Genomic DNA, 24326 nt, shown 5'->3' on the forward strand with positions numbered 1-24326 from the left:
GCCCCCAGAACCTTTTATTATATGGCGGAGGGCCGGGAGAATCATCGGGGTGAAACGCCATTCTGGAACGATGTGACGGTGAAAACCATCCTCCGCAACGAGGTTTATCTCGGCCACATGGTACAGAACAAGACGGGCACGGTCTCCTACAAGAACCACAAGCAGGTCAGCAAACCGGAGAGCGAATGGATTCGGGTGGAGAACACCCACGAGCCGCTGATTTCTCAGGATGTGTGGGACGCGGTGCAGCGGATGGACAACCACCCGTCCAGAGGGCGCAGCGGCAAGAGCGGCAGCGTTTCTCTGTTTGCCGGTCTGCTGCGGTGCATGGACTGCGGGGCCTCCATGCGGTATATGCGGGATTACCGGAAGAAAACCAGCGGCAAGGAGCCGGAGTACAAGGCGTATGTCTGCAACCGGTACGCTTCGGGCGGCAAAGACGCCTGTTCTTCCCATTACATCAACCAGAAAGCATTGGCTCATGTGGTGCTGCTGGACATCCGCAGCAAGTCGATGTGGGCGCAGTTTGGCCGGGCTGAGATTCGGGAAAAACTTCTGGCGCAGAAGGAGTCCGCTGGCCGCGAGAAAACGAAAACGCTCCAAGCAGAATTGAGCGCCATCGACCGACGGCTGCCGGAGCTTGACCGGCTGGTGCAGTCCGCCTATGAGGACAAGGTGCTGGGCAAAATCCCGGAAAACCTCTGCGTCCAGCTTCTCAACGGCTATGAGGCCGAGCGCAAGGCCAAGCAGGAGCGCCGCCGGGAGCTGACAGAGCAGCTTGCCGCCAGCCGGGAGAATGAGCAGTCTGTGGACGCATGGCTGGACATGGTGCAGGATTATTACAATCTGGAAGAGCTTGACCGTCCTACGCTGGTGCGGCTCATCCAGAAAATCGAGGTCGGCGAAAAGCGTATGGTGGACGGCCACGAGGAACGGGACTTCAATATCTACTACAATTTCATCGGGCATATCGACCTGTGAGCTTGTCATGCTTTATGCGAAGTGAACTAATGAGTGGTACGCAAAGGACACAAGCAAGAAAATCCGCGCCGTGAAGCGGTCAAAGGGAATGGCTGGCGAGCATATCGGCTCCCATCCTCCCTACGGCTATATGAAAAATCCTGAAAACAAGAAGGAATGGATCATAGACGAAGAAGCCGCCGAGGTCGTGCGGGAAATCTTCCGGCTATGTGTCGGGGGCTACGGTCCTACGCAAATTGCCAATATCCTGACGGAACGTAAAATTCTCTGCCCGACGTATTACGCATTGGAAAAGGGTGAAAAACCACGTACAGTCCTCCCAGCTCATAAGTATGCCTGGAATAGCCCTGTGGTCGCAATGATACTGGAACGGGTTGATTACCTGGGGCACACCGTGAATTTTAAGACGCATAATAAGTCTTACAAGTGCCATAAGAAAATCAAACATACTCCCGACCAGTGGAAAGTCTTTGAAGGCACCCATGAGGCGATCATCGACAAGGAAACTTTTGAGATTGTCCAGAAAATACGGGCAGGCAAACGGCGTCCTACCAGGATGGGAGAAATGCCTATGTTCTCCGGCTTGCTCTACTGTGCAGACTGCGGAAGTAAGCTGACCTTCCACCGTGAAGTTTCGCAAGTAGCGGAAAAACACTATTATGCTTGCGGAAATTATCGTAGTAATACGGCCAACTGTACTATGCACTATATTCGTAATGTAGTAGTGGAAAGGATTGTCCTTGAAAATCTGAAAGAGGTGATCCAGTATGTTTCCAGCTATGAAGATGAATTTGTGCGGATGGTAATGGACTCCGATATGCGGCAGCGAAATCGTGAGTTGTCGCAGAAGAAAAAGCGTCTGGCAGAGATACAAAAGCGGATCGGGGAGCTGGACACCATTTTCCAGCGTATCTATGAGGATAATATCATTGGCAAACTTTCTGACGAGCGATTTATGAAAATGTCGAAGGGTTATGAGGACGAACAGCATACCTTACAGACCGAGGCGGATGAAATCCAGAGCGAGCTCCAACAGGAAGAAAAGAAAAGCGTGGATGTAAAACGCTTCCTTGCCATTGTAAAGAAATACACGGACCTGACCGAACTGACGCCTGAAATCCTCCGGGAGTTTATTGACAAGATTATTGTTCATGCCCCCGATAAAAGCAGCGGCAGACGGTTACAGGAAATCGAAATCATCTATAATCATATCGGAGAATTTGACCGTTCAAAGGTCACTCTTTGGAAAGGAAATGCGGTATAGCACTTACAATGCCATACCGCAATATCCAAAATCTAAAAAACATCCTTATGAAAGCCTTGAAAACACTGGACTTTTCGAGGTTTGATGCCCTCTGTGGCAACGATTTGGCAACAGTTTTCATTATTCCAAAGAGAAAGAGCTATCTGATTTGCGAAAGTCAGGTAGCTCTTTTCGTTTTACTCATCTTTGCCAGGCTGCTTCTTCAATTCATCCACCAGCAAATCGCTTAGCTCCTGAGAAGGGACAACCTTGTGCCAGTGGCCTGTAGTATCAAACTCCGGGTAACGGTAACGCCAGCGGTCATAGTCCTCTTTGCTAATCTCCCCTGACTTCAACTTGGCCGCCTGCTCCCCCCAAGCACAGAGCATCTCATGGAGCCGGGCCGCTTCTTTTCCTTGGAACACATCCACCCGAAAATGTATTTCTCCGTCACACTCGCAGATTTTCAGGCCATAGCGGTCCTCCAGTGTAAACAGCGTGTGCATAAGGCCCACATAGGAGTCTATGTCCGGCACGGCCAGAGCATGGGGAGAGACCTCCAATATCTGTGCCAGCGCGGCAGTTAGGTCTGCCTTGGGCGTCCGCGACCCGTTCTCGTATTGAGCAAGGCGCACATCGGCAGACTTCTCCGGGAAGCCCAGCGCCATACCAAGATATTTTTGTGTCATGCCGCGCAGAGTGCGGAAAAAGTGAATGCGTTCTCCAATCGCCATAACGGCCAACTCCAATCTGGATTCTTGATAGATTCAGCATAGCAGAAATGCTTAGGATAGTCAAGAGAAATCTAAACAAATTTATTTAATATTTTTCTGCAAACCGCTTGACTTTAACTGTTATGCTTAGTATAATGAAGATGATATAAGCAAATAGGTTTAAGTCGCAAAAATTTTACAAAATTGGATACCCTCAAAACGGCAAAAAAAGTCCGTTGTAAAGTGAGAGGAGGAGTTTCAGTCGAAGCAAAACTGAATGACCGTCCGACAGATACTTTCTCCGGGGAAGCAGGCGGCGACTTGAGCGTGCCAAGGAGAAAAGCAAACGACACAGCGCCGGGAAGGGTTGCCTGCCAGAGTCTGAAGGGTGGAACGGCAAACAAGAAGCGATCACGACAAGGAAAGGAAGGTATTTTTGTGTATGGCAGAAAAACAGTCGTTTATGCGAGTCGATGAAGTGGCGCAGGAATTGGGCGTTTCCAAATCCTACGCTTACAAAATCGTACAGAAACTCAATGCGGAACTGAAAAGCCTCGGTTACTTGACCATATCCGGCAGAGTCAACCGAAAGTTTTTTTATGAGAAGCTGTGCTACGGCGAAAAGGAAAGGAGGGGTAACTGATGGCAGTCTACAAGGAAGAAAAGACCAACACATGGCGGGCGGTCTACCGCTATACCGACTGGAACGGCGAGCGCAAGCAGACCCAAAAACGAGGCTTCAAGACCAAGCGGGAGGCACAGGCATGGGAACGGGAACAGCTCAACAAATCCACCGCCGATCTGGATATGACCTTCCGCAGTTTCGTAGAACTCTACACGGTAGATATGCAGACCAGGCTCAAGGAAAACACCTGGGCCACCAAGGATCACATCATCCGCACCAAGCTGCTGCCCTACTTTGGCAAGCTCAAGATGTGCAACATCACCGCCCAACAGATCATCACCTGGCAGAACGAGATGCTGAACTACAAGGACGAGAACGGAAAGCCCTACTCGCCGGTGTATCTCAAAACCGTCCACAACCAGCTCAGCGCCATTTTCAACCATGCGGTGCGGTACTACAACCTCCGGGAGAACCCCTGCAAGAAGGCGGGCAGCATGGGCAAGAAGAAAAACCGCGAGATGATGTTCTGGACCAAGGAACAATATCTGAAATTTGCCGAGGTGATGATGGATAAGCCGCAGTCCTTCTACGCTTTTGAAATGCTCTACTGGTGCGGAATCCGGGAAGGCGAGCTGCTGGCGCTCACGCCCGCTGATTTCGATTTTGAGAAAGGCACTGTATCCATCAATAAATCCTATCAGCGGTTGAGCGGTCAGGACCTGATTACCACTCCCAAGACGGAGAAAAGCAACCGCGTCATCACCATGCCTCGGTTTCTGGTTGAGGAAATTCAGGATTATCTTAAAATGCTCTATGGAATCGGGCCGGATGACCGGATGTTTACCATCACCAAGAGCTACCTCCACCGGGAGATGGACCGGGGAGCCAAAGAAGCAGGGGTGCCGCGCATCAGAATCCATGATATTCGTCACAGCGCGGTGTCACTTCTCATCGACATGGGCTTCTCAGCTACGGCTATCGCAGACCGGGTGGGCCACGAGAGCATCGACATCACTTACAACTATGCACACCTGTTTCCGTCCAAGCAGACGGAAATGGCGGATAAATTGAACATGGAAAGGGGCAATTAAAAATGTCGGCAAAGAATTTGGACAAGCACAACCGTTGGCGGAACAAAACGGTGGCCTTCCGGGTCTCCCCGGAGGAGGACGAGCAGCTGGAAATCTTCGTCAAGCTGTCCGGCCTGACAAAGCAGGACTACATCACCCGGCGGTTGCTGGAAAAGGAGATTGTGGTGCAGGGCAATCCCAGAGTCTACAAGGCTCTCAGGGATGAACTGGCCGCTGTGCTGGACGAGCTGCGCCGGATCGAGGCCGGGCAGGGCGTGAACGACGAGCTGCTGGACACCATCCAGATGATTGCAACCATTATGAACGGGATGCAGGAGGACATTGCCTATGGGAATTGACGCGAAAGAAAAGACTGCCCAAAGCACATCTGTTGGCGCAGATGAGAGGCAGTCCATTCAAAAAGATTCTGACAACAGTATATCCGCTTCGGAGGCAAAAGGCAACGGGGAAATGAAAAATTCTACGGAAGGTCTGGAAGAAATGTACCGCAGGATGCAGCGCATGGCCGACCCGCGCTATCTGCACACGCTCACCATGACCGAGCTGTTTCAGACCTCCTACAAAAGCCGCCCGCCTATCATTGAAAATCTGCTCCATTCGGGAGCATATCTTCTGGCGGGCGCGCCCAAGATCGGCAAGTCGTTTCTGGTGGCGCAGATCGCCTACCATGTCAGCACCGGGCAGGAGCTGTGGGGCTGCAAAGTCCATCAGGGAACTGTACTTTACCTCGCGTTGGAGGATGACTTCCAGCGCATCCAGAACCGGATGTTTATGATGTATGGCGTGAACGATACCCCGAATCTTCACTTTGCCACCGCCGCTGGGAAAATCGGGAACGGATTGGACGAGCAGTTGGAAAACTTCATACGGGAGCATTCAGACACCAAACTTATTATCATTGACACCATGCAGAAAATCCGGGAAGTGGGCGGCGAGGCGTACAGCTACGCCAGCGACTATGAGATTGTCGGCAAGCTCAAGCAGTTTGCAGACAAACATTGTATCTGTGTACTGACTGTCCACCATACCCGGAAGCAACCCGCCGGGGACGCCTTCGAGATGATCTCCGGCACCACGGGCCTGTTGGGCTGTGCGGACGGCTCGTTGCTGATGCAGAAGAAAAAACGGACCGCGTTGGAGGCCACCATTGATGTGGTGGGGCGTGACCAGCAGGATCAGATTCTCTATCTGAAAAAGGACCCGGAAACGCAAATCTGGAATTTGGAGCGCATGGAAACGGAGCCGCACAAGGAGCCGCCGGACCCTGTGTTGGAAGCGGTGGCCCGGATGGTCAATGCCAGTCAACCGGAGTGGACAGGCTCTCCCTCGGAGCTGGCCGCAACGGTGCAGGTGAGCATGGCCGCAAACGCACTGACTAAGTATCTGAATGTCAAATCCGGCAGGCTGCTGGAGGAATATCATGTGGGCTACGAGAATAAGGCGCGCCACGCCGGGCGGCAGGTGAAACTCACCTATATGCTGGTGGAGGCTCCGGCTTTTGAAGTGGTTGAGGATGGGCGCGACGGTAGCGACGGTTGCAACGGTGAAAATGCTGCCACCCAAACAACCGTCGCTATCGTCGCAGCCGTCGCGGAAAGGAACGGAAGCAAATGAAGAACGTGCAGATTCCCTATGACCTGTTCGTGGCGCTGGTGGAGTATCACCTCGGCTATGATGACGAATACGAGGATGAAATCCGGCAGGGATTGGAGCAGAAGCTGGACGCCCTGGTGAGGCACGAGCTGTATGCAAAATATAAGACCGCACCCAGCGCGGAAGAACGGGAACAGGCCCGGCAGGAGTATCTGGACCGGCGTGGCGTATTCCCGGATTTTCGTTGGTAACAGGCGTTTACTTTTATACTAATCTCATAATCTCACGGATGAAATTAGCATGAAAGTCAATCTTCTCCCTGTTGGCTTGGACAGGAGCGTGACACGCTCCTGTGGCTGGCAGACAAGGCAAATTGGGTGGCAACACACGCTCTCCGCATCCCCCGTCCCCATTGGAAAATCCGCAGATTTGGAGATGGCTAAGGCCGGGAGAATCCGGTGAATTTTCCCGGCCTGTGGGCGGCGGAATGGAAGCAAATGCAGTTGCGAAAAGAACGCCGGTCACACCGCATTTTGGGGCTGTGGGTATCACCTGCAAGCCGAAAAAGGCGGCGAGGCTCCCGCAGGAGCCGCACTCCCCCTCGGAGAGCCCACGATACTTTGCAGCCGCAGGATGAAAGTATCATAGTAGGTTATTACACTTCCGTAGAAGTGCATCCCCCCAAAGCTACCCGTATCTCAACCGCCCTTGTGGGCGAGAAAGGAGTTCTATGGCAAGAGGCGACGGTATCCATCGTACCAGCGCAAGAAATATGAGACTGACCACACCCAAACTGAAAAACGCGCAGCAGCACAACGAGCGTGAAAAAGAATCATATGTCAATCAGGATATTGTTCCGGAACGCTCCCATCTGAATGTTCACTTCAAGAAACCGGACGGCGGCTATCTGGAACAGTTTGAACAGATGGAGGCGGACGGGCTTATCTCCACACGGGGCATCAAAGAGGACGCTTTCCGCTACGGCGAGTTGATCTTCGATGTAAACTCCGCCTACTTTTTCAATCATGGCGGATATGACTTCGCAAAACAATTTTACCACGACGCCTATCAGGCTGCAATCAAAATCGTGGGCGGCGAGCGGTACATTCTGTCGGCGGTCATGCACGCCGACGAGCGCAACCGGGCCATGTCCGAGGCGCTGGGGCAGGATGTATACCACTACCATCTCCATGTGGTCTATGTGCCGGTGGTAGAGAAGCAAATCCGCTGGTCCAAGCGCTGCAAGGACAAGTCGCTGGTGGGCAAGGTGAAAGAAACGGTCATGCAGGTCAGCATGAGCAAAAAGTGGGCCTCTAAGCCGGTTCTGGATGAAGTCACCGGCGAACCGCTGAAAACGGCGAAGGGCAAGCCTGTACTCAAAAAATCATACAGCGTATTGCAGGACGATTTCTTTCGGTATATGCTTGAGGCCGGGTACGCCGATGTGGAGCGCGGTGAGCGCGGCAGCTCCGAGGAACACCTGACGGTGACGCAGTTTAAGGTGGAGAGAGAACAGGCGCGGCTGGCGGAGCTGCAAACAGAAAAATCGGAGGTTCAGGCGGAGATTGGCCAGCTTCAGGCAGAGAAGGCCGAGGCAGAAAAATCTGCCAAAGAAGCGCAGACGGAACTCCGGCTGCTGGCTCCCAAACTCAAGAGCATGGAGAAGCTGGCGGCTGAGTATTCTTCCGACCCGGAGGACCTGCTACCGTTACCCGATCGAATGGAGTCCGCCAAATCCTACCGGGAGAAAAAGTCCAAGCCGCTGTTGGAGAAGATCGTCAAGGTGATGCGCTCCGTTTACCGGGCTTATCTGGATGTCTGCCAGAAATTCGAGCTGTTGCAGCGCAAATATGATACGGAGGTTCCGTATTTGAAAAAGCAGTTGGCCGAGGTCAAGGGAGAAAATGTGGAATTGCAGGAAACCGCCAGAAATTATCACCGGCTGTGCCGGGCCTATGGGCCGGAGCGCGTAGCCGAAACAGTGGCCGCTGTCAAGCGGCAGGAACAGGCGGAAAAAGAGCAGAAACGCAGTCAGAAACGGCGGCATGACCGGGATGCGCGGTAATCCAGTGTAGACCTGAGAAAAAAGGATTTTTGCGGATAGAGGCGTCTGAACTGAATCATATATCGTTTGGGTGCTTTCTATCCAAAAATCCGCTTACTTTTTCCGGTGTAGAGCTGGGAAAAATTTATGAAAATACGGAGGTTTTATGAGAACAGGTCTTTCCAAAAAGCAAAAAACAACCAGCGTCTTTTTTGACGAGGCAACCCCCATCATTGAAGTGTCTACCTATAACACATCGCTCAAGAACCGTTTGAGCGAGTATGCGGGAAAGTATCCGTCTGAGTGCCGATTGGTGGATGACGATGAAAACGGTTGCCTTACATTTGAAATCAGGAAAGGGCGGTTCGGCTTTAAGCTGAACGCCCCATACAGCGCGGAGCGCCGGAAGGCGGCCAGTGAACTGGCTAAGAAAAACATCAAGAACTTGCAGCAAGGCAAGAAGTGATTGCACGCCGCCCGTGGGGAGAGTGGTTCCCTGCGGGCGGCGCCTTTTCTTTTGCAAATTGCATATTCGGGCTTGCTTTATTTCGCTTAAACGAATATAATATACTTGGTTTGGTGTACGCATCCATAGTGATTATGAGGTGTCGCAAGTGAATGGATATATAACGGTTCAAGAAGCCGCCGAGAAGTGGGGCGTGACCCCGCGGCAAGTTCAGATATTATGCAAAGAAAACCGCATAGCGGGCGCGTCGCGTATGAGTCGTATCTGGATTATCCCGGAAAACGCCGAGAAGCCGACAAGTGATAAGCGAGGACAAGGTAGGGAAAGAAATGATCCTTCAAAGTACCATGTATCAAAAACAGAATATTGACCTATCTTCCGCTCCTTGGACGATGCATGAGTTTTTTGCCGGCAGCGGTCTTGTGGCGTATGGACTAAGGGGGATGTTCGCGCCTGTTTGGGCAAACGACATCAGCGAACAAAAGGCCGCCGTCTACGAAGCCAATTTCGGGTGCGAACGGTTTGTTCTGGACGACATCAAGAACATCAAGGGCGCCGATCTTCCGTTTGCCCATCTTTCGTGGGCCAGCTTTCCCTGCCAAGACTTATCTTTGGCAGGTTCTATCGGCGGAATCCATGCGTCCCGTAGCGGTTTGGTGTGGGAATGGTTGCGCGTGTTGGATGAGATGGACGATAAACCGAAGATTCTCTTGCTGGAGAACGTGGCGGGTCTGCTTTCGACAAACGGCGGCGACAATTATAGAGTTCTTCATATGGCGCTCGTGGAGCGAGGGTATCAATGCGGAGCTGTTTTGCTGAACGCGTCCCTCTTTGTTCCACAGTCCAGGCCGAGAGTATTCATTATCGCCGTACAAGAGGACTGTCCCATTCCAGAGGAATTGGTGGGTGACGGGCCATGCTGGCTCCATAACAGCGCCGCAACGCAGTTGGGCCGCGAACTGCCGGGATGGGTCTGGTGGCATACGGAAAAGCCCTCGCGTCGCGCCGTATCCCTCAAAGATATTGTCGAGGATAACGCAACCTTTGATAAAGACGATGTTTTGCGTCTGGTCCCCGAACGGCATTGGGACAAATTGCGGGCGCACGATACTGTGTACGCCACAGGCTATCGCAGGACGAGGAACGGAACGCAACAGTTGGAGCTCCGCTTTGATGGAATCGCCGGTTGCTTGCGGACGCCGGAAGGCGGGAGTAGTAAGCAGTATCTTGTAGTCAAAAAAAATGGCCAGACACACGCGCGGCTTTTGACTGTGCGCGAAGCGGCCAGACTGATGGGAGCGCCGGACAGCTTTGAACTTCCCGGAAGTTATAACGACGGATATAAAGCGATGGGCGACGCAGTGGCCGCGCCGGTCGCACAGTTTATAGGGGAGCGATTCCTAACCAAAATTGCGGAGGCGGTATATAATGATTAGTCCCGAAGAACGCTTGAAAGTCTTTCAAGCTGAAAACCATATTACTACGAAAGGGCCTCTCTCTTTGGTCGTGCAGTTTACCCGCATGGTAAGAGATAAGGCTTTTCCCTTGAACCCCGACGACTTCCAGACAAGCAGTAAAGGACAGGTGGCAGGGCTTGGCGGAGCGAACTTGAAGAAGATTTTGAAAGAGCACGGCATCACCCAGCAACTATCCTCCGAAGGCGGAAGAACCAGCAGAGGCAGCATGGGCCTGATGATTAAGTATGTGGACTTTCTGAACGCATGGAACGCAGAGGAAGCGGTGGACTTCGCCATAGTCGAGGACTTTTGGGCCGAGCAGGTGCGCGAATACTTTAGAAACCAGCCGTTTGTCCTAACCGCCGACACGTCCAAAACAATCGGCGCAAACCTGGACGATCTGTTTGAGCAGGCAAAAAAGCGCCAGAAGCAGAACGCTGGAACACAGTATCTCGGCACAGTATTGCAGCATCTTGTGGCGGCGAAACTCTGCTTGATTCTGCCGGAAGGTTCTTTTGAAATTCATGGAGCCTCTGTAGCGGACGGCCCAACAGACCGCAACGGCGATTTTGTCATCGGAAATACGGTCATTCACTGTACGACCATGCCCGGCGCGTTGCTGATTGAAAAGTGCAAAGCAAATCTCCGCGCCGGTTGCCACCCCGTCATCATCACAATTTTTGAGCGCGTACATACCGCACTCAATCTTGCCGAGGACGCCGGTCTGGCCGGACGCGTTGAAGTGTGGGATATTCAACAGTTCTTGTCCGCCAACGTCTACGAGCATAGTCTCTTTGACGAGTCCAAGAGAAACTCCACGCTCTCCGGCATCATTGACCGATACAACAAGATCGTGCTGGAAGCGGAAACCGATCCCAGCCTTCGCATAGAGTTTGAAGCCAGGTGAATTGCCGTGGCTGATGTTTTCGATGCAGAAAAGCGATCTGATATTATGCGTCAGGTCAAATCTAAAAAGAACAAGTCCACGGAACTGCGGTTGATTGAAGTATTCAAAGAGAACGGGATTACAGGCTGGCGGAGAAACTACCCGGTAAAAGGGCATCCAGATTTTGTGTTCCCAAAGAAGAAAATCGCTGTGTTTGTGGACGGTTGTTTCTGGCACGGGCATGACTGCCGGAACACTCGTCCTGCCGATCATCAAGAATATTGGCAGAAAAAGCGCGAGCGGAACATGAAGCACGACAAAGAAGTAACGGCTATGTTTGAGGCGCGCGGCTGGACAGTGTTGCGGATTTGGGAGTGTGAATTAAGAAAAAAGAATGAAGCAGCCTTAATACATAGGTTATTAAACCTTATAGAATTGTGAGGAAACGCTATACCCTTAGAGAAATCAAATAATACCTATTTCAGCAGTTGATAAAGAACCGGAGGTAAATACATCAGTGGATAAAAAGTATGCAGATTTTATGGATGAAATATCTTCCGATGAACTTTACGAAGGGCTTCTCGCATATGGCTTCTTTGCCGAAAAGCTTCCACCTGTATTTACCGCTGTTCCGTTCTTCAATTACTGCAAAACAGCATCTGAATCGTTTGAAGCGGGTTGGAATGAATACATAACCTTTCGGATAATGCGTAATATCAGTATACCCCGACTTATGGGAATCCCGAATCCTTTTAAGTACCAAAGGGCATGCGCTGAACTTAGGGATAACTGGGATAAGATACGCACCCACTTTCATATACAGACGGATGGGCAGAGTTATCGTGTCAGCCGAATTCATGTTCGCAAAGAGTACAATGAGAAACGTATATTTGAGATGAATTATAAAAACTGGCGAGTAGATGGTAACCCGGAGTCAGATCTACTGATACATGACAAAGGAACGAGCCGCTTCCTTGCTCAGGCTGATGTTTCCACATGCTTCCCAAACATTTACACCCATTCAATACCGTGGGCTTTGGTGGGAAAAGAAAAAGCAAAGCAAACAATTCATGATGACACATGGTATAACAGGATTGATCGTGTATGTTCAGATATGCGCAATGGTGAAACGCATGGGCTTCTTATCGGACCGCATACTTCAAACCTGCTTTCAGAGATTATTCTAACTGTGGTAGATAATAAACTCTATGATAAGGGCTATCGCTATGTTAGGAACATAGATGACTACGATTGCTATGTTGCCAGCCATGATGAGGCGCAACGATTCCTACGAGATCTTGAAAGTGCTCTTCGTGAATTCGATTTGCCTTTGAATCACAAGAAGACAAAGGTTATTGAACTTCCTATTGGCATAGAGAAAAACTGGAAACATCAGTTGAGCGATTTACCAAAAGTAGGCGAGTCAGGAATGGTTGAATACCCGCAGGTCAACACATTTATTGACACGGCTTTAATGCTGGCAACGGAAACGGGTGACTTTGCAATTATCAATTATGCTATCAAAAAGCTGAAAGGATCAAAACTCTCTAGCAACGGAAAGAAATTGGCAGCGAAACGGTTCATGCATATGGCAGCGCTGTATCCATACCTTTTACATTTGATGGAAGAGTATGTGTTCATACCGTATGGAGTTGACACAAGTGATATCAAGGTGCTTTCAGATACAATATATCGAGATGCAGTCAATCTAAATGATTATGAGAGCCTGTGTTATTCGATTTATTTCGCTGTTCGATTTGACTTTGTGCTGGATGAGTTTGAGAACGATTATATCAGAGCACAGAACTATGTGATCAGGAGTAGAGATTGCCTGCTGCTGATTATGACATGGATTTACTTTATGAAGCAGAATCATTGGAAAAGAGATGCAACACAGGTAAAGCCGCTTAATAGAGTAGCAATGGAGTTAAAAAACACAGACATGGATCGCTATTGGTTGTTCTGCTACGAGGCTTTAACATGGGGCAGCTTACCTGGTCAATGGCGATCAATGAAGCAAGCGGGTATAAGTTTTATCAGGAAGGAAATAGTTGATGACACTACCACAACTAACGCCAAATCAAATTGAACAAATAGCTCGCATCGTAGGCGATACTAGCGCTGGGTTCACAGGTTCTGAGCTTGGACATCTTCTTGCTCAGTGCCGTATGGATGATCCAGATTCCGGACTGACAAAGTGGAAGCGTCTGTATAATGCCTTTTGCGTTGCTGTAAATGAAAGTGGTTCTACCAATATTGTTTTTCAATTTATACAGTATTGCATGGAGCCCGCTCAAGGGCTAAATGATTCAGACCGATATGGATGGATGCGGTTTGAGCTTAATCAGGTTTTGATGCTTGTAGGTATTGAAATAAGGGACGATGGACAGTTCTATTCGGTTTCAAAAGCTCAAAGTCTTGGCGAAGTCCAGCGGAGAACAAAAGCGCTACGTGAGAAGCTGACTGGCTATGGCGTACATTCAGCAGTGCTGAGATGTTGCCGCGATGAATTGTTGGCACAGGATTATTTTCATGCTGTTCAAGAAGCAGCGAAGAGTTTATGTGATCGAGTGAGAACGATGTCAGGGTTAACAACAGATGGGGTAAGATTGTTCAATACTGCTTTTGCGGTTGGCGATCCGTATGTCGCATATAATTCATTGCGGACCAGTAGTGAACAAAATCAACAAAATGGACTTAAGGAAATGCTCTGTGGTGTGATTCACATGGTCAGGAATGTTACTGCACATGAACTGAGGATCCACTGGGATGTGAATGAGAAAGATGCAGTGGATATCTTGACTCAGATTTCATATCTTCATAAGTTGTTGGATGTATGCGTAACTGTACCGAGAACGACACTACGAAAATAGAAATGCAATAATATTCTAGTTTTTGTATTTCAGAATGTGGATTTAATCTTCCAAACCGTGGCAACACCATGGCAACAAAAATTCAGATAGCCCAAACTATCTGGATAATGAAAACAATACAAACACTCTGAGCTAAATTCCATAAGCAAATCTGTTTAGAAAATTTCTAACAGGAGCGAGTGGGAATGACGCTTGAAATGGCGCAAACCCGCATGAACGCTGGGTTTTTGATTTTCAAATTCCCCATTTGATAGCAGATTGATAGCACTCGCGAAATCCCGATTTATTGAGTTTGAAAAGAAAGAAACGAGTGGCTTGCGAGTAGCTTGAAAATCCTCATCTTTTTATTCATAGGTAAAAGGTCTAACTGATTTTTGCTGATCAGTTAGACCCTTTTTGTCATAAAGGAAACCACTCGCTGGGCGAGTGGTTGGTAGTGTCAAGGATTTTTCGCATAAGCGTATGTAGACTCTGGGATGAATGAAGTCAGCCAGCAATGGAGGCATCCTCCAAGTTCGCCTACAGGTGCTTCATGTTCATGTACTTCTTGTTGTATGATCGATTATATACTCTATGACTTTAGAATTTATATAAATGGATATTAATGAATAGAGACCAGGCGAAAAAATAATCAGTGCATCACAATCCTCTCAATCAAAGCAAGTATGATCAAGCGGCGATATCTATATGCTCTTATAATTGGAGTATATAGATATTAAAACGAGGTGAAGAAAGAATGTTTGAGTGGCAAAAACAGATCCAGATAATCGTTGATGAGATTGATAAATGTATAAAATATAATCATGACGAGGTATTGACATTGCAATACCTTTCGCATAAGTTGGGCTATTCTGAATTTCATACTACCAGGAAATTCAAAGAAATAACTGGGATGCAATTTAGGGATTATTTGCGGCATAGAAAGCTAGCCTTTACATTAAAAGAGGTTCGTGATAGCGATAAGAGCATGTTGGATATTGCTTTCACATATGGTTTTTCATCCCATGAAGCTTTTACTAGAGCTTTCAAAAAAGCTTACGGTATAACGCCAAGTAAATATCGGAAAGACCCCAGACCGGTTGTTCTCCGGACCAAAATAAGTGCTTTTGACCGTTATTTTTTTGGATTAGGAGAAATCGGGATGATGCATTCTACAGACGGTATACAAATTTATTTTATAACGATCCCCGCACACAAATTTTTGCATATCAAAAATTATGAAAGTAACGGATATTGGGATTTCTGGCAGAAACAAAATCAAATTCCAGGGCAGGACTATGAAACAATTTGCGGCTTGCTCGACAGCATCAAGGGCAAATTAGACGATAGAGGCGGGAGCGAAATCAACTGTGGAAGCGGTCAGATTATGGCTTATATCAACGACCCAAAAGGTAGACTATGTGATTGGGGGTTTCTGCGTACAGAATGTTGGGGCGTACGGCTTCCTTCTAATTATAAAGGAGAAGTACCGCCACAAATGTTTTTAATTGACATTCCTGAAGCTGAGTATATTGTCTTTGAGCATGGACCATTTCAGTATGAACAAGAAAATTGCAGCGTAGAGCAAAAAATCGAAACGGCCATGGCTAATTTTGATTATGCGGCTGCTAATTGCTGTCTAGATACATCACCAGGCAGAATTATGTATTTTTATTATAACCCAGAACAATATTTCAAATATATCAGGCCTATACAGAATTTGAAGGAAAATGTTAGCACATCCAATGAAACATAAAAGTTCATTTTATACAGTAAACAGCCCCCATTTATCAGCCAATATAGCATACTGATAAATAGGGGCTGTTCGAAAATGAATACCCGTTTGTTTCAATTCATAGAGGCTTTATATCCTTCGCCCCAATTCCACATTGCATCAAGGATGGGTTTTAGACTTTGGCCGAGTTCCGTCAGCGAGTATTCTACTCTTGGCGGCACCTCTGCATAAACTTTGCGGTTGACAAGGCCACTTTCTTCCATATCCCGAAGCTGTGCAGTCAGCACTTTTTGAGATACGCTGCCGATGGACTTTTTCAACTCTCCAAAGCGTTTTTTGCCAGGAAGCAAATCACGGAGGATGAGTACCTTCCACTTATCACCGATAAGAGTTAATGTGGTTTCCACCGGGCAGGCTGGCAAATCTTTTCCCACAGTCCCTTTGCTCATACATAATCCTCCTTGTTTTAGTTTCTTTTTGTAATTTAGGATCGAATTCTACTATACGACTTAATTATATAGCAATATGCAAAAGTATACAATGGCAAAAAAGAAAAATTGTTGAGAAGTTTTTACTGTTATAAAGTCATTAACTCCAGGATCACGCAATAGTATCCTTTTGGTAACTACGGCACAATAAAGTGCTTACTTTACGAGAGGAATCTACATGCATATAATATAGCCAAGAGCTACAGAGAGCGGCCACTCTAAGACTCATAAGCAATGATAACAACTGAACAAATGCAAGGAGGAACATAAAATGAAAATCGCAGTTGTTTGTGCAAATGGAAAAGCTGGTAAGCTTATCGTGAAGGAAGCTGTGGATAGAGGTCTCGATGTGACTGCTATTGTGCGTGGAGAGAATCATACAGCAGCGAAACACGTTTTGAAAAAGGATCTGTTTGATCTGATGGCCGCTGATCTGGAGGAATTTGATGTCGTGATCGATGCATTTGGTACCTGGGCGGAGGAAACCCTTCCTCAGCACAGCACTTCCCTGAAACATCTGTGTGATGTGCTTTCTGGCACAAGTACCCGTTTATTGGTGGTCGGAGGCGCAGGCAGCCTGTATGTCAACCCAGAACACACCGCCTGTGTAGCGGATGGACCGAATTTCCCTGATATGTTTAAACCTCTTGCTGCGGCAATGGCAAAGGCCCTCGGAGAACTGCGTCAGAGAAAGGATGTCCAATGGACTTATATTAGCCCAGCCGGTGATTTCCAGGCCGAAGGCGATAGGACTGGAAAGTATATTCTTGGAGGAGAAGAACTGGTGCTTAATTCCAAGGGCGAAAGCGTTATCAGTTATGCCGACTATGCCATCGCCATGATTGATGAGGCAACCAAAGGAAATCACATTCAGGAACGTATCAGCGTTGTTGCGGAATAAGTGCTGTACCCATAAGGAGGATCTTCTCATGAACAAGAATACATTTCAAACTGTGAAGCTCGAAAAGGGCGAGTTCAATATTTATGATTTTGGCACAGTTAAATTGCATGCCTATAAGACCAACGATTTTATTGACGATGAAGTGTTCATTGTTGAAAAGATGGGTAAGGCCGTTGTCATTGAGTCGCCCTGCTTTTTTGAAAACATCTGGGAACTGACAGATTATCTGAAAAATCTTCAGGTGGAAGGAGTACTGGTGGCGTACCACGGCGCGGGCGCAACCTTCTTGCCGGATGTTCCCAAATATGCCACGCAAAATGCGGTGGATTACTCAAAGAATGGCGGCGGAAAGGCTCTGGTGGATCAATTCACAGGGGCATTCGGTGAGATCTTCGACCATTCGATCCATCCGATTACGAATATCATCGGGGAAGGAAAGGTAACCATCGGCGGGATTGACTTCAACATCAAGCAGACGGGCGAGGCTTTTGATGTGGAGATTCCCGAGATCCATGCAGTGTATACCCATATGCTCGGCCACGATTGCCATTCCATCGTAGCTGGGGCCGCACATGCCGATGCAATGATTGCAGAATTGAAAAAGTATATCCAAAAGGAGTATGACTTGATCCTGACTTCCCACTATACCCCGGAAGATTTGAAAGATGCGGACACCAAAATCGCTTATTTGGAAAACCTGAAAGCAATTGCAGCAGACTGCGGCAGCGCTGAAGAATTTAAGGCGGCTGTACAAAAACAGTATCCGAACTACAGCGGTGAAAATTACCTGGACATGACGGCAGGCTTTTTCTTTTCCTAAATATCTGCGCGCTGGCTATGAAAATATTTCCCGATCATACGTACAAGCTCGTTATTGATCGTTCAGATTAAAAAGATATGTCGGGAAGGAACTCCGGATGGCTTGTGGCGATGGGGTTCCTTCCCCATTTCCATCCAATCCTAGCAAAAGGGAAAGGATGGCTCAAAACTTTTACTTGATGCTTTTAACAGGAGAAAAGGAATATGGATAGCAGGGAATATTTGTATTTTGTACAAAAAGAGATCCATTCGACGGTGATGGCAACGGTGGATACTTGGCTGTTTCCGCCCTCTCCACACCTGCATTGATAACATTGTGCATTCCAGAAGCGGTATCCAATTACGGCTCTTTTGCTATGACATGATGAGCAAACAGGGCCACGAGGAACCTGCGGGACAAGCAAAGATCACGCCGGCTTTCAATTTGCCCAGCAAATATATCCTGCATACCGTGGGGCCAGTTATCGGTGGCGCGGTTCGAAAGCAGGATTGCGAAGCCCTTGCGTCCTGCTACCGCTCCTGCTTAGAACTGGCTGTGAAGAACAACTGCCAGAGCATCGCCTTTTGTTGTATTTCCACTGGGGAATTTCATTTTCCCAATGAAAAGGCTGCGGAAATAGCAATTCAAACTGTGACATCCTTTTTGAATACACGGAAGGAAAATATTCGGGTTATCTTTAATGTTTTCAAGGATATAGACCTTCACATTTACCAAAATTTCCTGGGGGTATCCAGATGCTAAAAACGGAAAGAAAAGCCGAGCAAAAGGTTATTGAGTTTCAAGAAGTATTAGATCAGACGGATACGGTTTTAATTGGTGCTGGAGCTGGCCTTTCAACCGCTGCCGGCTTTGCTTATGGCGGAGAGCCGTTCCGCCGTTATTTTGCCGACTTTGATGAAAAATATGGGTTTCACGATATGTATTCCGGGGGATTTTATCCGTTTCCCACACTGGAGGAACATTGGGCCTACTGGAGCCGGTTTGTTTTTTTGAACCGCTACTGCGATCCACCCAAGCCGGTATACAAAAACCTGTTGGAGCTGGTGAAGGACAAAGACTATTTTGTCCTTACCACCAACGTGGATCACTGCTTTCAAAAAGCCGGATTTGACAAGCACCGCTTATTTTATACACAGGGGGATTATGGCCTGTGGCAGTGCTCCAAGTCGTGCCACAACAAGACATATGACAACGGAGATATTATTCGTCAAATGGTGGAGGCCCAAGGTTTTCAGGTGACAGGACAGGGGATGGAACTGCTCACCGGCACCGTGTCAAAGATGGCGGTCCCTACCGAGCTGGTTCCTCATTGCCCCAAATGCGGCGCACCGATGGCGATGAACCTGCGGGCAGATCATACCTTTGTCCAAGATGAGGGATGGTATACTGCAGCAGGCCGTTATGATGATTTTGTCCGGCGTCATAAGAATACGCCTGTTCTCTATTTGGAGCTGGGAGTGGGCATGAATACGCCGGGCATAATCAAGTACAATTTTTGGCGGCAGGTTTATCAAAATCCGAAAGCAAACTACATCTGTATCAACAAGGGGCAGTCTTATGCGCCAAGAGAAATTGCTAACCGTAGCATTTGCCTTGATATGGATGCAGCACAAGTACTGATTGGCTAGAAATTTGTACATTTGCAGGAATGAGTCCATTCTGCATATCATGAAAGCATAGGGGAAATCTCCCATGAGAAAATGGGGATTTAAGATACCCCAATCCCACCGAGGGAGGCGTTGTCGTCCGGAACTTCAATAGCCAACGCGGATCTATACGCAGGAAAACGGGAGTGCTGGGGGTATGGATGAATTTTTGTGAGGGGCCATATATTCCCGTTAGAAAAGTATAAAATATATATAACGCTCTTTGGAGAGGTATGCTCTAAGTGACTTCTTAATCATGGTTTTTGTCATGGTTAGTGAAGCAGTCACTTAGAGCATTTTCATTTCGGGAGGTACAGCCATGAGAAACGAGAAAATCACCCCACTGTATGAGCGTTTGAGCCGCGATGATGAGTTACAGGGCGAGAGCAATTCCATCTCCAACCAGAAAAAGATGTTAGAGGACTTTGCCCGCCGGAATGGGCTGCCGAACCCTACCCACTTCACCGATGACGGCGTATCGGGAACCCGTTTTGACCGCCCCGGCTTTCTGGCAATGATGGAGGAAGTCGAGGCCGGACGGGTGGAGGCCATCGTTATAAAGGACATGAGCCGCCTGGGGCGTGACTATCTGAAAGTCGGCCAGGTCATGGAGATTTTGCGGCAGCGCGGTGTCCGGCTGATTGCCATCAATGACGGTGTAGACAGTCTGAAAGGCGATGATGATTTTACCCCTTTCCGCAACATTATGAACGAGTTTTACGCCCGCGACACCAGCCGGAAAATCCGCTCCGTGTTCAAGTCCAAAGGCATGAGCGGCAAGCACCTAACCGGCACCGTTATCTACGGCTATCTGTGGAACGAAAAGCGGGAACACTGGCTTGTGGACGAAGAAGCCGCCGCTGTGGTACGCCATATTTTCGCGCTTGCGATGGAGGGCTACGGCCCCTATCAGATCGCAACCAAGTTGTCAGAAGAAAAAATCGAAATGCCCGCCGTTCACCTTGCCCGCTATGGCGAAGGAGTAAACAAGAACAAGACCTTTGCGGATATTTATCGTTGGAGTGCCTCTACCGTTGTTGAAATCCTGAAAAAGCGGGAGTATTTAGGCCATACGGTCAATTTCAAAACCCGCAAGCACTTCAAGGACAAGAAAAGCCACTATGTGGATGAAAGCGAGTGGACGATTTTTGAGAACACCCATGAGGCCATTATCGACCAGGAAACCTTTGACAATGTGCAGCGTATCCGGGGAAACGCCAGACGCTACCCAGACGGCTTTGGCGAGGCCCATCCTCTGACCGGCCTGATGTACTGCGCCGATTGCGGCGGCAAGATGTATGTTCACCGTACATACAACGGCAAGCGCGTCCCGCAGTACACTTGCGGCCAGTATAGTAAGTACCCTATCGGCTCCCTTTGCCCTACACAGCACCGTATCAAGGCCGAAGCTGTTCTGACCTTGATTGCCGATATGCTCAGGGCCATCGCGGAGTATTCCAAGAATGACCGGGCCGAGTTTATCCGCACCGTCCAGGAAACGCAGGCCGCCCAGCAGACCGCCGACATATCCAAGAAACGGAAACGGCTGGCCGCCGCCCAAAAGCGGGCCGGGGAACTGGAACGGCTGATTTGCAAAATCTATGAGGACAATGCCCTGGGTAAGCTGCCGGACGCCCGGTATGAGGCCCTGGACACACAGTATGCCAAAGAGCAGGACGCTCTCAATGCGGAAATCACGGAACTGGAAAAGGCCGTTACCGGCTATGAACAGAGCCGGAAATCTGCGGAGAAGTTTATTGCCCTGATTGACAAGTATGAGAATTTCGACACGCTGACAAATACCATGCTCAACGAGTTTGTAGAGAAAATCCTTGTCCATGAGCGCGCCCGCAAAGGCAGCCAGGACACCACACAGGAGGTTGAAATCTACTTCAATTTTGTGGGCCGGTATATCCCGCCCGCCTTGCAGCCGGTTCCCCTGACCCCGGAGGAACAGGAAGAACTGCGGAAGAAGGAGGAACGCAAGGACAGGCTTCACCAGAACTACTTGCGCCGCAAGGCAAACGGCAAGCAGAAGGAGTGGGAAGAACGCTATAACGCCAAGCGCAAGGCAAAAATGGAGGCGGCAAAGGCCGCAATCCGGGCCGAGGACATGGAGAAGGGCATTTTTACCACCGTCAGCCAGTTACCCAGGCAGGAGCCGCGCAAGGCAACCGTATCGACCAGTGCCGCAGTTTAACCATCACAGTGCAAAGGAGAATGAACATGAGTGAATTGACTTACACCCGCTGCGGAGATTACTACATCCCCGACCTGAAGCTGTCCGAGCAGCCGGAGGCTCCCATCGGCAAGTATGGCCGTATGCGGCAACGCTACCTAAAGGAACACCGGCCAGGCCTTTACAGCAGCTTGATTTTGAGTGAAAAGCTGTACCCGCACCTGTTGGAAATTGACCGGGCGGCGCGTGAACGGATGGATGCCATGCTGCCCCGCATGATGGAGGCGGCGGGCGTCACCGAGGAATTGAAAGCCCGTGACCCCATGCGCTGGGTGGGGCTGATGAACACGCTGAAAGCGCAGGCGGAGGAAGTTTTATTTCAAGAACTAATCTACATATAAATTTTGTGATATAGCAGAAGTCGGGAGCAAAACACTGTAAGGTGTATTTCCCCGGCTTTTGCTTTACGGCAAAGAGAAAAAAGTCTTATCGGAACAAAAAAGGCCGATTGGAGCGGAAAAGACTTTTCAGGTCTGCTATGATAATTACTGTAAGCGCCGAAAGGCGCTTTCAAAAAGCCTACGGGTTAGCAGTACCTAACTAAAAGGAGGAATGTTCAATGTCTGAAGTAAGTACGGACAAAAAACTGAAAGGAAAAGACCTCATTACCATCGGTATCTTTTCCGCAATCTACTTTGTTATCAACTTTGCCTTCATGCTTCTGGGTGGTATTCATCCTGTTCTTTGGATGTTAATGCCTGGCTTCATTGCGGTGTTTGCAGGTATTCCCTTTATGCTGATGGTCGCGAAAGTTCAAAAACTGGGGGCAGTTTTCCTGATGGGGCTTATCACTGCTCTTATCTATTTTGTCACTGGACAATTTACCCTTGTAATCCTGATCTCGATGGCTTCTACTTGCATTTTGGCCGAAGTTGTCCGAGTGGTGACTAAGTATAACAGCTTCAAGGGAAATTCGATTGCCTATGTGATTTTTTCGCTGGGGATGGTTGGTTCTCCCCTTCCCATCTGGTTGTTTAAGGCTGATTTCCTGGCGCAGATTACAGAACAGGGAATGCCCGCTGATTATGTCGCGGCAGTTGAAGCTCTGTCATCTAATACAATGCTAATCGTTCTGTTTGTTGCTCCGATCATCGGTGGTATCATCGGCGCATTTATTGCCAGAGGTCTGTTCAAAAAGCACTTTGTAAAGGCAGGAATTGTGTGATGAATGGGGAGGGCAAAAAACATACATTAAGGTTCGATCCACGGACGGAATTGCTTTTGTTGGTGCTGGCAAATATTGTGGCCTTTACCCAGCATTCCGTATGGGTTGAAATTACATGGGTTGTTTTTCTGCTCCTGCTGATCGTTGCCTGCGGGTGCCAAAAATCCGCAGGCAAACTGGCAATCGCATTTGGGATTTGTCTGGCGCTGCAATACTATGTATTCCCAAACGGGCCGAAAATTTTAGCCAGCAGCTTCACGATCATTGTATCTTATGCAAGAAAGATTTTCCCTTGTTTGATTGTCGGTACGATGGTTTTACAGAAAACGCCCGTTCGGGAATTGATGGTTGCGCTTCGGAAATGGCATATCCCGCAGGGATTGATTATTCCTTTGTCTGTAACCGTCCGGTATTTTCCGGCCTTAAAAGAAGAAACCGGCTATATCCGGGATGCCATGAAGCTCCGTAATATTCATGGGGTACAAAAAATTGAGTGCTTACTGGTGCCGATCATGATCTCTGCAACAACAACAGCGGAAGAATTATCCGCAGCCGCTGTTACACGGGGCATTGAAAATCCTGCACCAAAGACAAGCATGATTGAAATGAAGTTCGGTGTGCAGGACTTTTTGTGTCTGGCGGCAGGTTTGATTTTTTGTGTGATTTCAATTACGGTAGGTTAAGGAGGTGTTCCATGTGATCCAAATTCAGGATGTATCGTTTGAATATGAGAAAGAGCAGGGAACGCTTTCCCATATTGACCTGAATATCCAACAAGGAGAATGTGTTGTCCTTACAGGGGAGTCGGGCTGTGGTAAAACAACAGTGACAAAACTGATTAACGGCTTAATCCCTCATTTTGTCGAGGGCGGCACTTTATCCGGTACAACGATTGTGAACGGTATGGAAGTGCCGAAAACAGAAATGTACCGTCTGGCAGAACAGGTTGGCTCTGTGTTCCAAAATCCGAAATCTCAGTTTTTCAATATTGACTCGGACAGCGAAATTACTTTTGGTCTGGAAAATGCAGGCGTCGAACCAAAGAAAATCAAAGAGCGCTATGAGGCCACTGTTTCCGCCCTGAAAATTCAATCGCTTTTGGGAAGAAACATTTTTTCCATGTCTGGCGGGGAAAAACAAAGTCTTGCGTTTGCCTCTGTATATGCCATGAACCCGTCCGTTTTTGTGCTGGACGAGCCGACAGCAAATTTGGATGCCGACGCGATTGACACTTTACGCCAGCAGATTATCCAGATCAAAAAAGAAGGACGGACGGTTGTTATTGAACTGCACCCCATTTGTTGGACAGTATGATATACTGAATAACAAGTGGGGTGCATTATTATGCCGAAAGGAATACCAAACAAACGCTATACACCAG

25 protein-coding genes and 1 pseudogene are annotated in these 24326 nt (G+C 48.5%); 24 read left to right on the forward strand and 2 right to left on the reverse strand.

Features of this window, described 5'->3' with window-relative positions; all coding sequences use genetic code 11:
* Together B5F54_RS16075 and B5F54_RS16080 are read left to right on the forward strand one after the other, a co-directional pair.
* Positions 1–981: recombinase family protein (locus tag B5F54_RS16075; RefSeq protein ID WP_140400403.1), on the forward strand; the 981-nt coding region annotated here is incomplete at its 5' end.
* Between the two features lie 88 nt (positions 982–1069).
* Entirely contained in the window at positions 1070–2245 is a 1176-nt protein-coding gene (locus tag B5F54_RS16080) for a DUF4368 domain-containing protein (protein WP_242969728.1), read from the forward strand.
* A gap of 176 nt (positions 2246–2421) precedes the next feature.
* Here the strand turns inward: B5F54_RS16080 and B5F54_RS16085 are convergent, their stop codons facing one another.
* Complete coding sequence (locus B5F54_RS16085; protein WP_087235193.1) at positions 2422–2958, reverse strand: helix-turn-helix domain-containing protein; 537 nt, start codon at positions 2956–2958, stop codon at positions 2422–2424.
* 421 nt (positions 2959–3379) lie between these two features.
* Between B5F54_RS16085 and B5F54_RS16090 the strand changes: the two genes are divergently transcribed.
* The 13 genes from B5F54_RS16090 to B5F54_RS16155 all read left to right on the forward strand — a co-directional run bounded on the left by B5F54_RS16090 (position 3380) and on the right by B5F54_RS16155 (position 15707).
* Positions 3380–3580 carry a DNA-binding protein gene (locus tag B5F54_RS16090; RefSeq protein WP_087235194.1) on the forward strand — a complete coding sequence of 67 codons (201 nt, stop codon included), beginning with the start codon at positions 3380–3382 and terminating at the stop codon, positions 3578–3580.
* Positions 3580–4653: a site-specific integrase gene (locus tag B5F54_RS16095; RefSeq protein WP_087235195.1), complete on the forward strand. Its 1074-nt coding sequence runs from the start codon at positions 3580–3582 to the stop codon at positions 4651–4653. The genes B5F54_RS16090 and B5F54_RS16095 overlap by 1 nt, the downstream gene beginning before the upstream one ends.
* 2 nt (positions 4654–4655) lie before the next feature.
* Positions 4656–4991, forward strand: coding sequence for a plasmid mobilization protein (locus tag B5F54_RS16100; protein WP_087235196.1), 336 nt, complete (start codon positions 4656–4658; stop codon positions 4989–4991).
* Positions 4981–6267, forward strand: coding sequence for an AAA family ATPase (locus tag B5F54_RS16105; RefSeq protein WP_087235197.1), 1287 nt, complete (start codon positions 4981–4983; stop codon positions 6265–6267). Before B5F54_RS16100 ends, B5F54_RS16105 begins: the two co-directional genes overlap by 11 nt.
* Positions 6264–6497, forward strand: a complete 234-nt coding sequence (locus B5F54_RS16110; RefSeq protein WP_087235198.1) for a complexin-2 — start codon at positions 6264–6266, stop codon at positions 6495–6497. The genes B5F54_RS16105 and B5F54_RS16110 overlap by 4 nt, the downstream gene beginning before the upstream one ends.
* Before the next feature lie 479 nt (positions 6498–6976).
* Positions 6977–8311: a plasmid recombination protein gene (locus B5F54_RS16115; protein WP_087235199.1), complete on the forward strand. Its 1335-nt coding sequence runs from the start codon at positions 6977–6979 to the stop codon at positions 8309–8311.
* A gap of 145 nt (positions 8312–8456) precedes the next feature.
* On the forward strand, positions 8457–8756 hold the full coding sequence (locus tag B5F54_RS16120; RefSeq protein ID WP_087235200.1) for a hypothetical protein: 300 nt from the start codon (positions 8457–8459) through the stop codon (positions 8754–8756).
* A 329-nt stretch (positions 8757–9085) separates the two neighbouring features.
* Complete coding sequence (locus tag B5F54_RS16130; RefSeq protein WP_242969729.1) at positions 9086–10192, forward strand: DNA cytosine methyltransferase; 1107 nt, start codon at positions 9086–9088, stop codon at positions 10190–10192.
* A complete protein-coding gene (locus B5F54_RS16135; protein ID WP_087235202.1) occupies positions 10185–11120 on the forward strand; it encodes a DUF4928 family protein in 936 nt (311 codons plus the stop codon). The genes B5F54_RS16130 and B5F54_RS16135 overlap by 8 nt, the downstream gene beginning before the upstream one ends.
* A 6-nt stretch (positions 11121–11126) precedes the next feature.
* Positions 11127–11540 (forward strand): very short patch repair endonuclease, encoded by a 414-nt coding sequence (locus B5F54_RS16140; protein ID WP_087235203.1) that lies wholly within the window; start codon positions 11127–11129, stop codon positions 11538–11540.
* Between the two features lie 76 nt (positions 11541–11616).
* Entirely contained in the window at positions 11617–13188 is a 1572-nt protein-coding gene (locus tag B5F54_RS16145; RefSeq protein WP_087235204.1) for an RNA-directed DNA polymerase, read from the forward strand.
* Positions 13154–13972: a TIGR02391 family protein gene (locus B5F54_RS16150; RefSeq protein WP_087235205.1), complete on the forward strand. Its 819-nt coding sequence runs from the start codon at positions 13154–13156 to the stop codon at positions 13970–13972. The genes B5F54_RS16145 and B5F54_RS16150 overlap by 35 nt, the downstream gene beginning before the upstream one ends.
* A 736-nt stretch (positions 13973–14708) precedes the next feature.
* Positions 14709–15707 (forward strand): helix-turn-helix transcriptional regulator, encoded by a 999-nt coding sequence (locus tag B5F54_RS16155; RefSeq protein ID WP_087235206.1) that lies wholly within the window; start codon positions 14709–14711, stop codon positions 15705–15707.
* Positions 15708–15799: 92 nt separating this feature from the next.
* Here the strand turns inward: B5F54_RS16155 and B5F54_RS16160 are convergent, their stop codons facing one another.
* Positions 15800–16135, reverse strand: coding sequence for a winged helix-turn-helix transcriptional regulator (locus B5F54_RS16160; RefSeq protein WP_087235207.1), 336 nt, complete (start codon positions 16133–16135; stop codon positions 15800–15802).
* A 310-nt stretch (positions 16136–16445) separates the two neighbouring features.
* On the opposite strand from B5F54_RS16160, the gene B5F54_RS16165 reads away from it, so the two are divergent.
* The 9 genes and pseudogenes from B5F54_RS16165 to B5F54_RS16205 all read left to right on the forward strand — a co-directional run.
* Positions 16446–17075: an NAD(P)-dependent oxidoreductase gene (locus tag B5F54_RS16165; RefSeq protein ID WP_087235208.1), complete on the forward strand. Its 630-nt coding sequence runs from the start codon at positions 16446–16448 to the stop codon at positions 17073–17075.
* A 28-nt stretch (positions 17076–17103) separates the two neighbouring features.
* Complete coding sequence (locus B5F54_RS16170) at positions 17104–17895, forward strand: hypothetical protein (RefSeq protein ID WP_087235209.1); 792 nt, start codon at positions 17104–17106, stop codon at positions 17893–17895.
* A 303-nt stretch (positions 17896–18198) separates the two neighbouring features.
* The gene (locus B5F54_RS16175; protein ID WP_442856137.1) at positions 18199–18636 is read left to right on the forward strand and encodes a macro domain-containing protein; all 438 of its coding nucleotides are present in this window, start codon (positions 18199–18201) and stop codon (positions 18634–18636) included.
* Positions 18630–19523, forward strand: coding sequence for an SIR2 family NAD-dependent protein deacylase (locus B5F54_RS16180; RefSeq protein WP_087235211.1), 894 nt, complete (start codon positions 18630–18632; stop codon positions 19521–19523). The genes B5F54_RS16175 and B5F54_RS16180 overlap by 7 nt, the downstream gene beginning before the upstream one ends.
* Positions 19524–19860: 337 nt before the next feature.
* Entirely contained in the window at positions 19861–21741 is a 1881-nt protein-coding gene (locus tag B5F54_RS16185; protein ID WP_087235212.1) for a recombinase family protein, read from the forward strand.
* Positions 21742–21767: 26 nt separating this feature from the next.
* The gene (locus B5F54_RS16190; RefSeq protein WP_087235213.1) at positions 21768–22121 is read left to right on the forward strand and encodes a TnpV protein; all 354 of its coding nucleotides are present in this window, start codon (positions 21768–21770) and stop codon (positions 22119–22121) included.
* A 218-nt stretch (positions 22122–22339) separates the two neighbouring features.
* Positions 22340–22945, forward strand: a complete 606-nt coding sequence (locus tag B5F54_RS16195; protein ID WP_087235214.1) for an MptD family putative ECF transporter S component — start codon at positions 22340–22342, stop codon at positions 22943–22945.
* Positions 22945–23628, forward strand: coding sequence for an energy-coupling factor transporter transmembrane component T (locus B5F54_RS16200; protein WP_087235215.1), 684 nt, complete (start codon positions 22945–22947; stop codon positions 23626–23628). The genes B5F54_RS16195 and B5F54_RS16200 overlap by 1 nt, the downstream gene beginning before the upstream one ends.
* A 4-nt stretch (positions 23629–23632) precedes the next feature.
* A pseudogene (locus B5F54_RS16205) lies at positions 23633–24238 on the forward strand (ABC transporter ATP-binding protein); the annotation flags it as partial.
* Positions 24239–24326 lie beyond the last annotated feature (88 nt).

The sequence above is a fragment of the Anaeromassilibacillus sp. An250 genome, from assembly GCF_002159845.1.
GTDB lineage: Bacteria > Bacillota > Clostridia > Oscillospirales > Acutalibacteraceae > Anaeromassilibacillus > Anaeromassilibacillus stercoravium.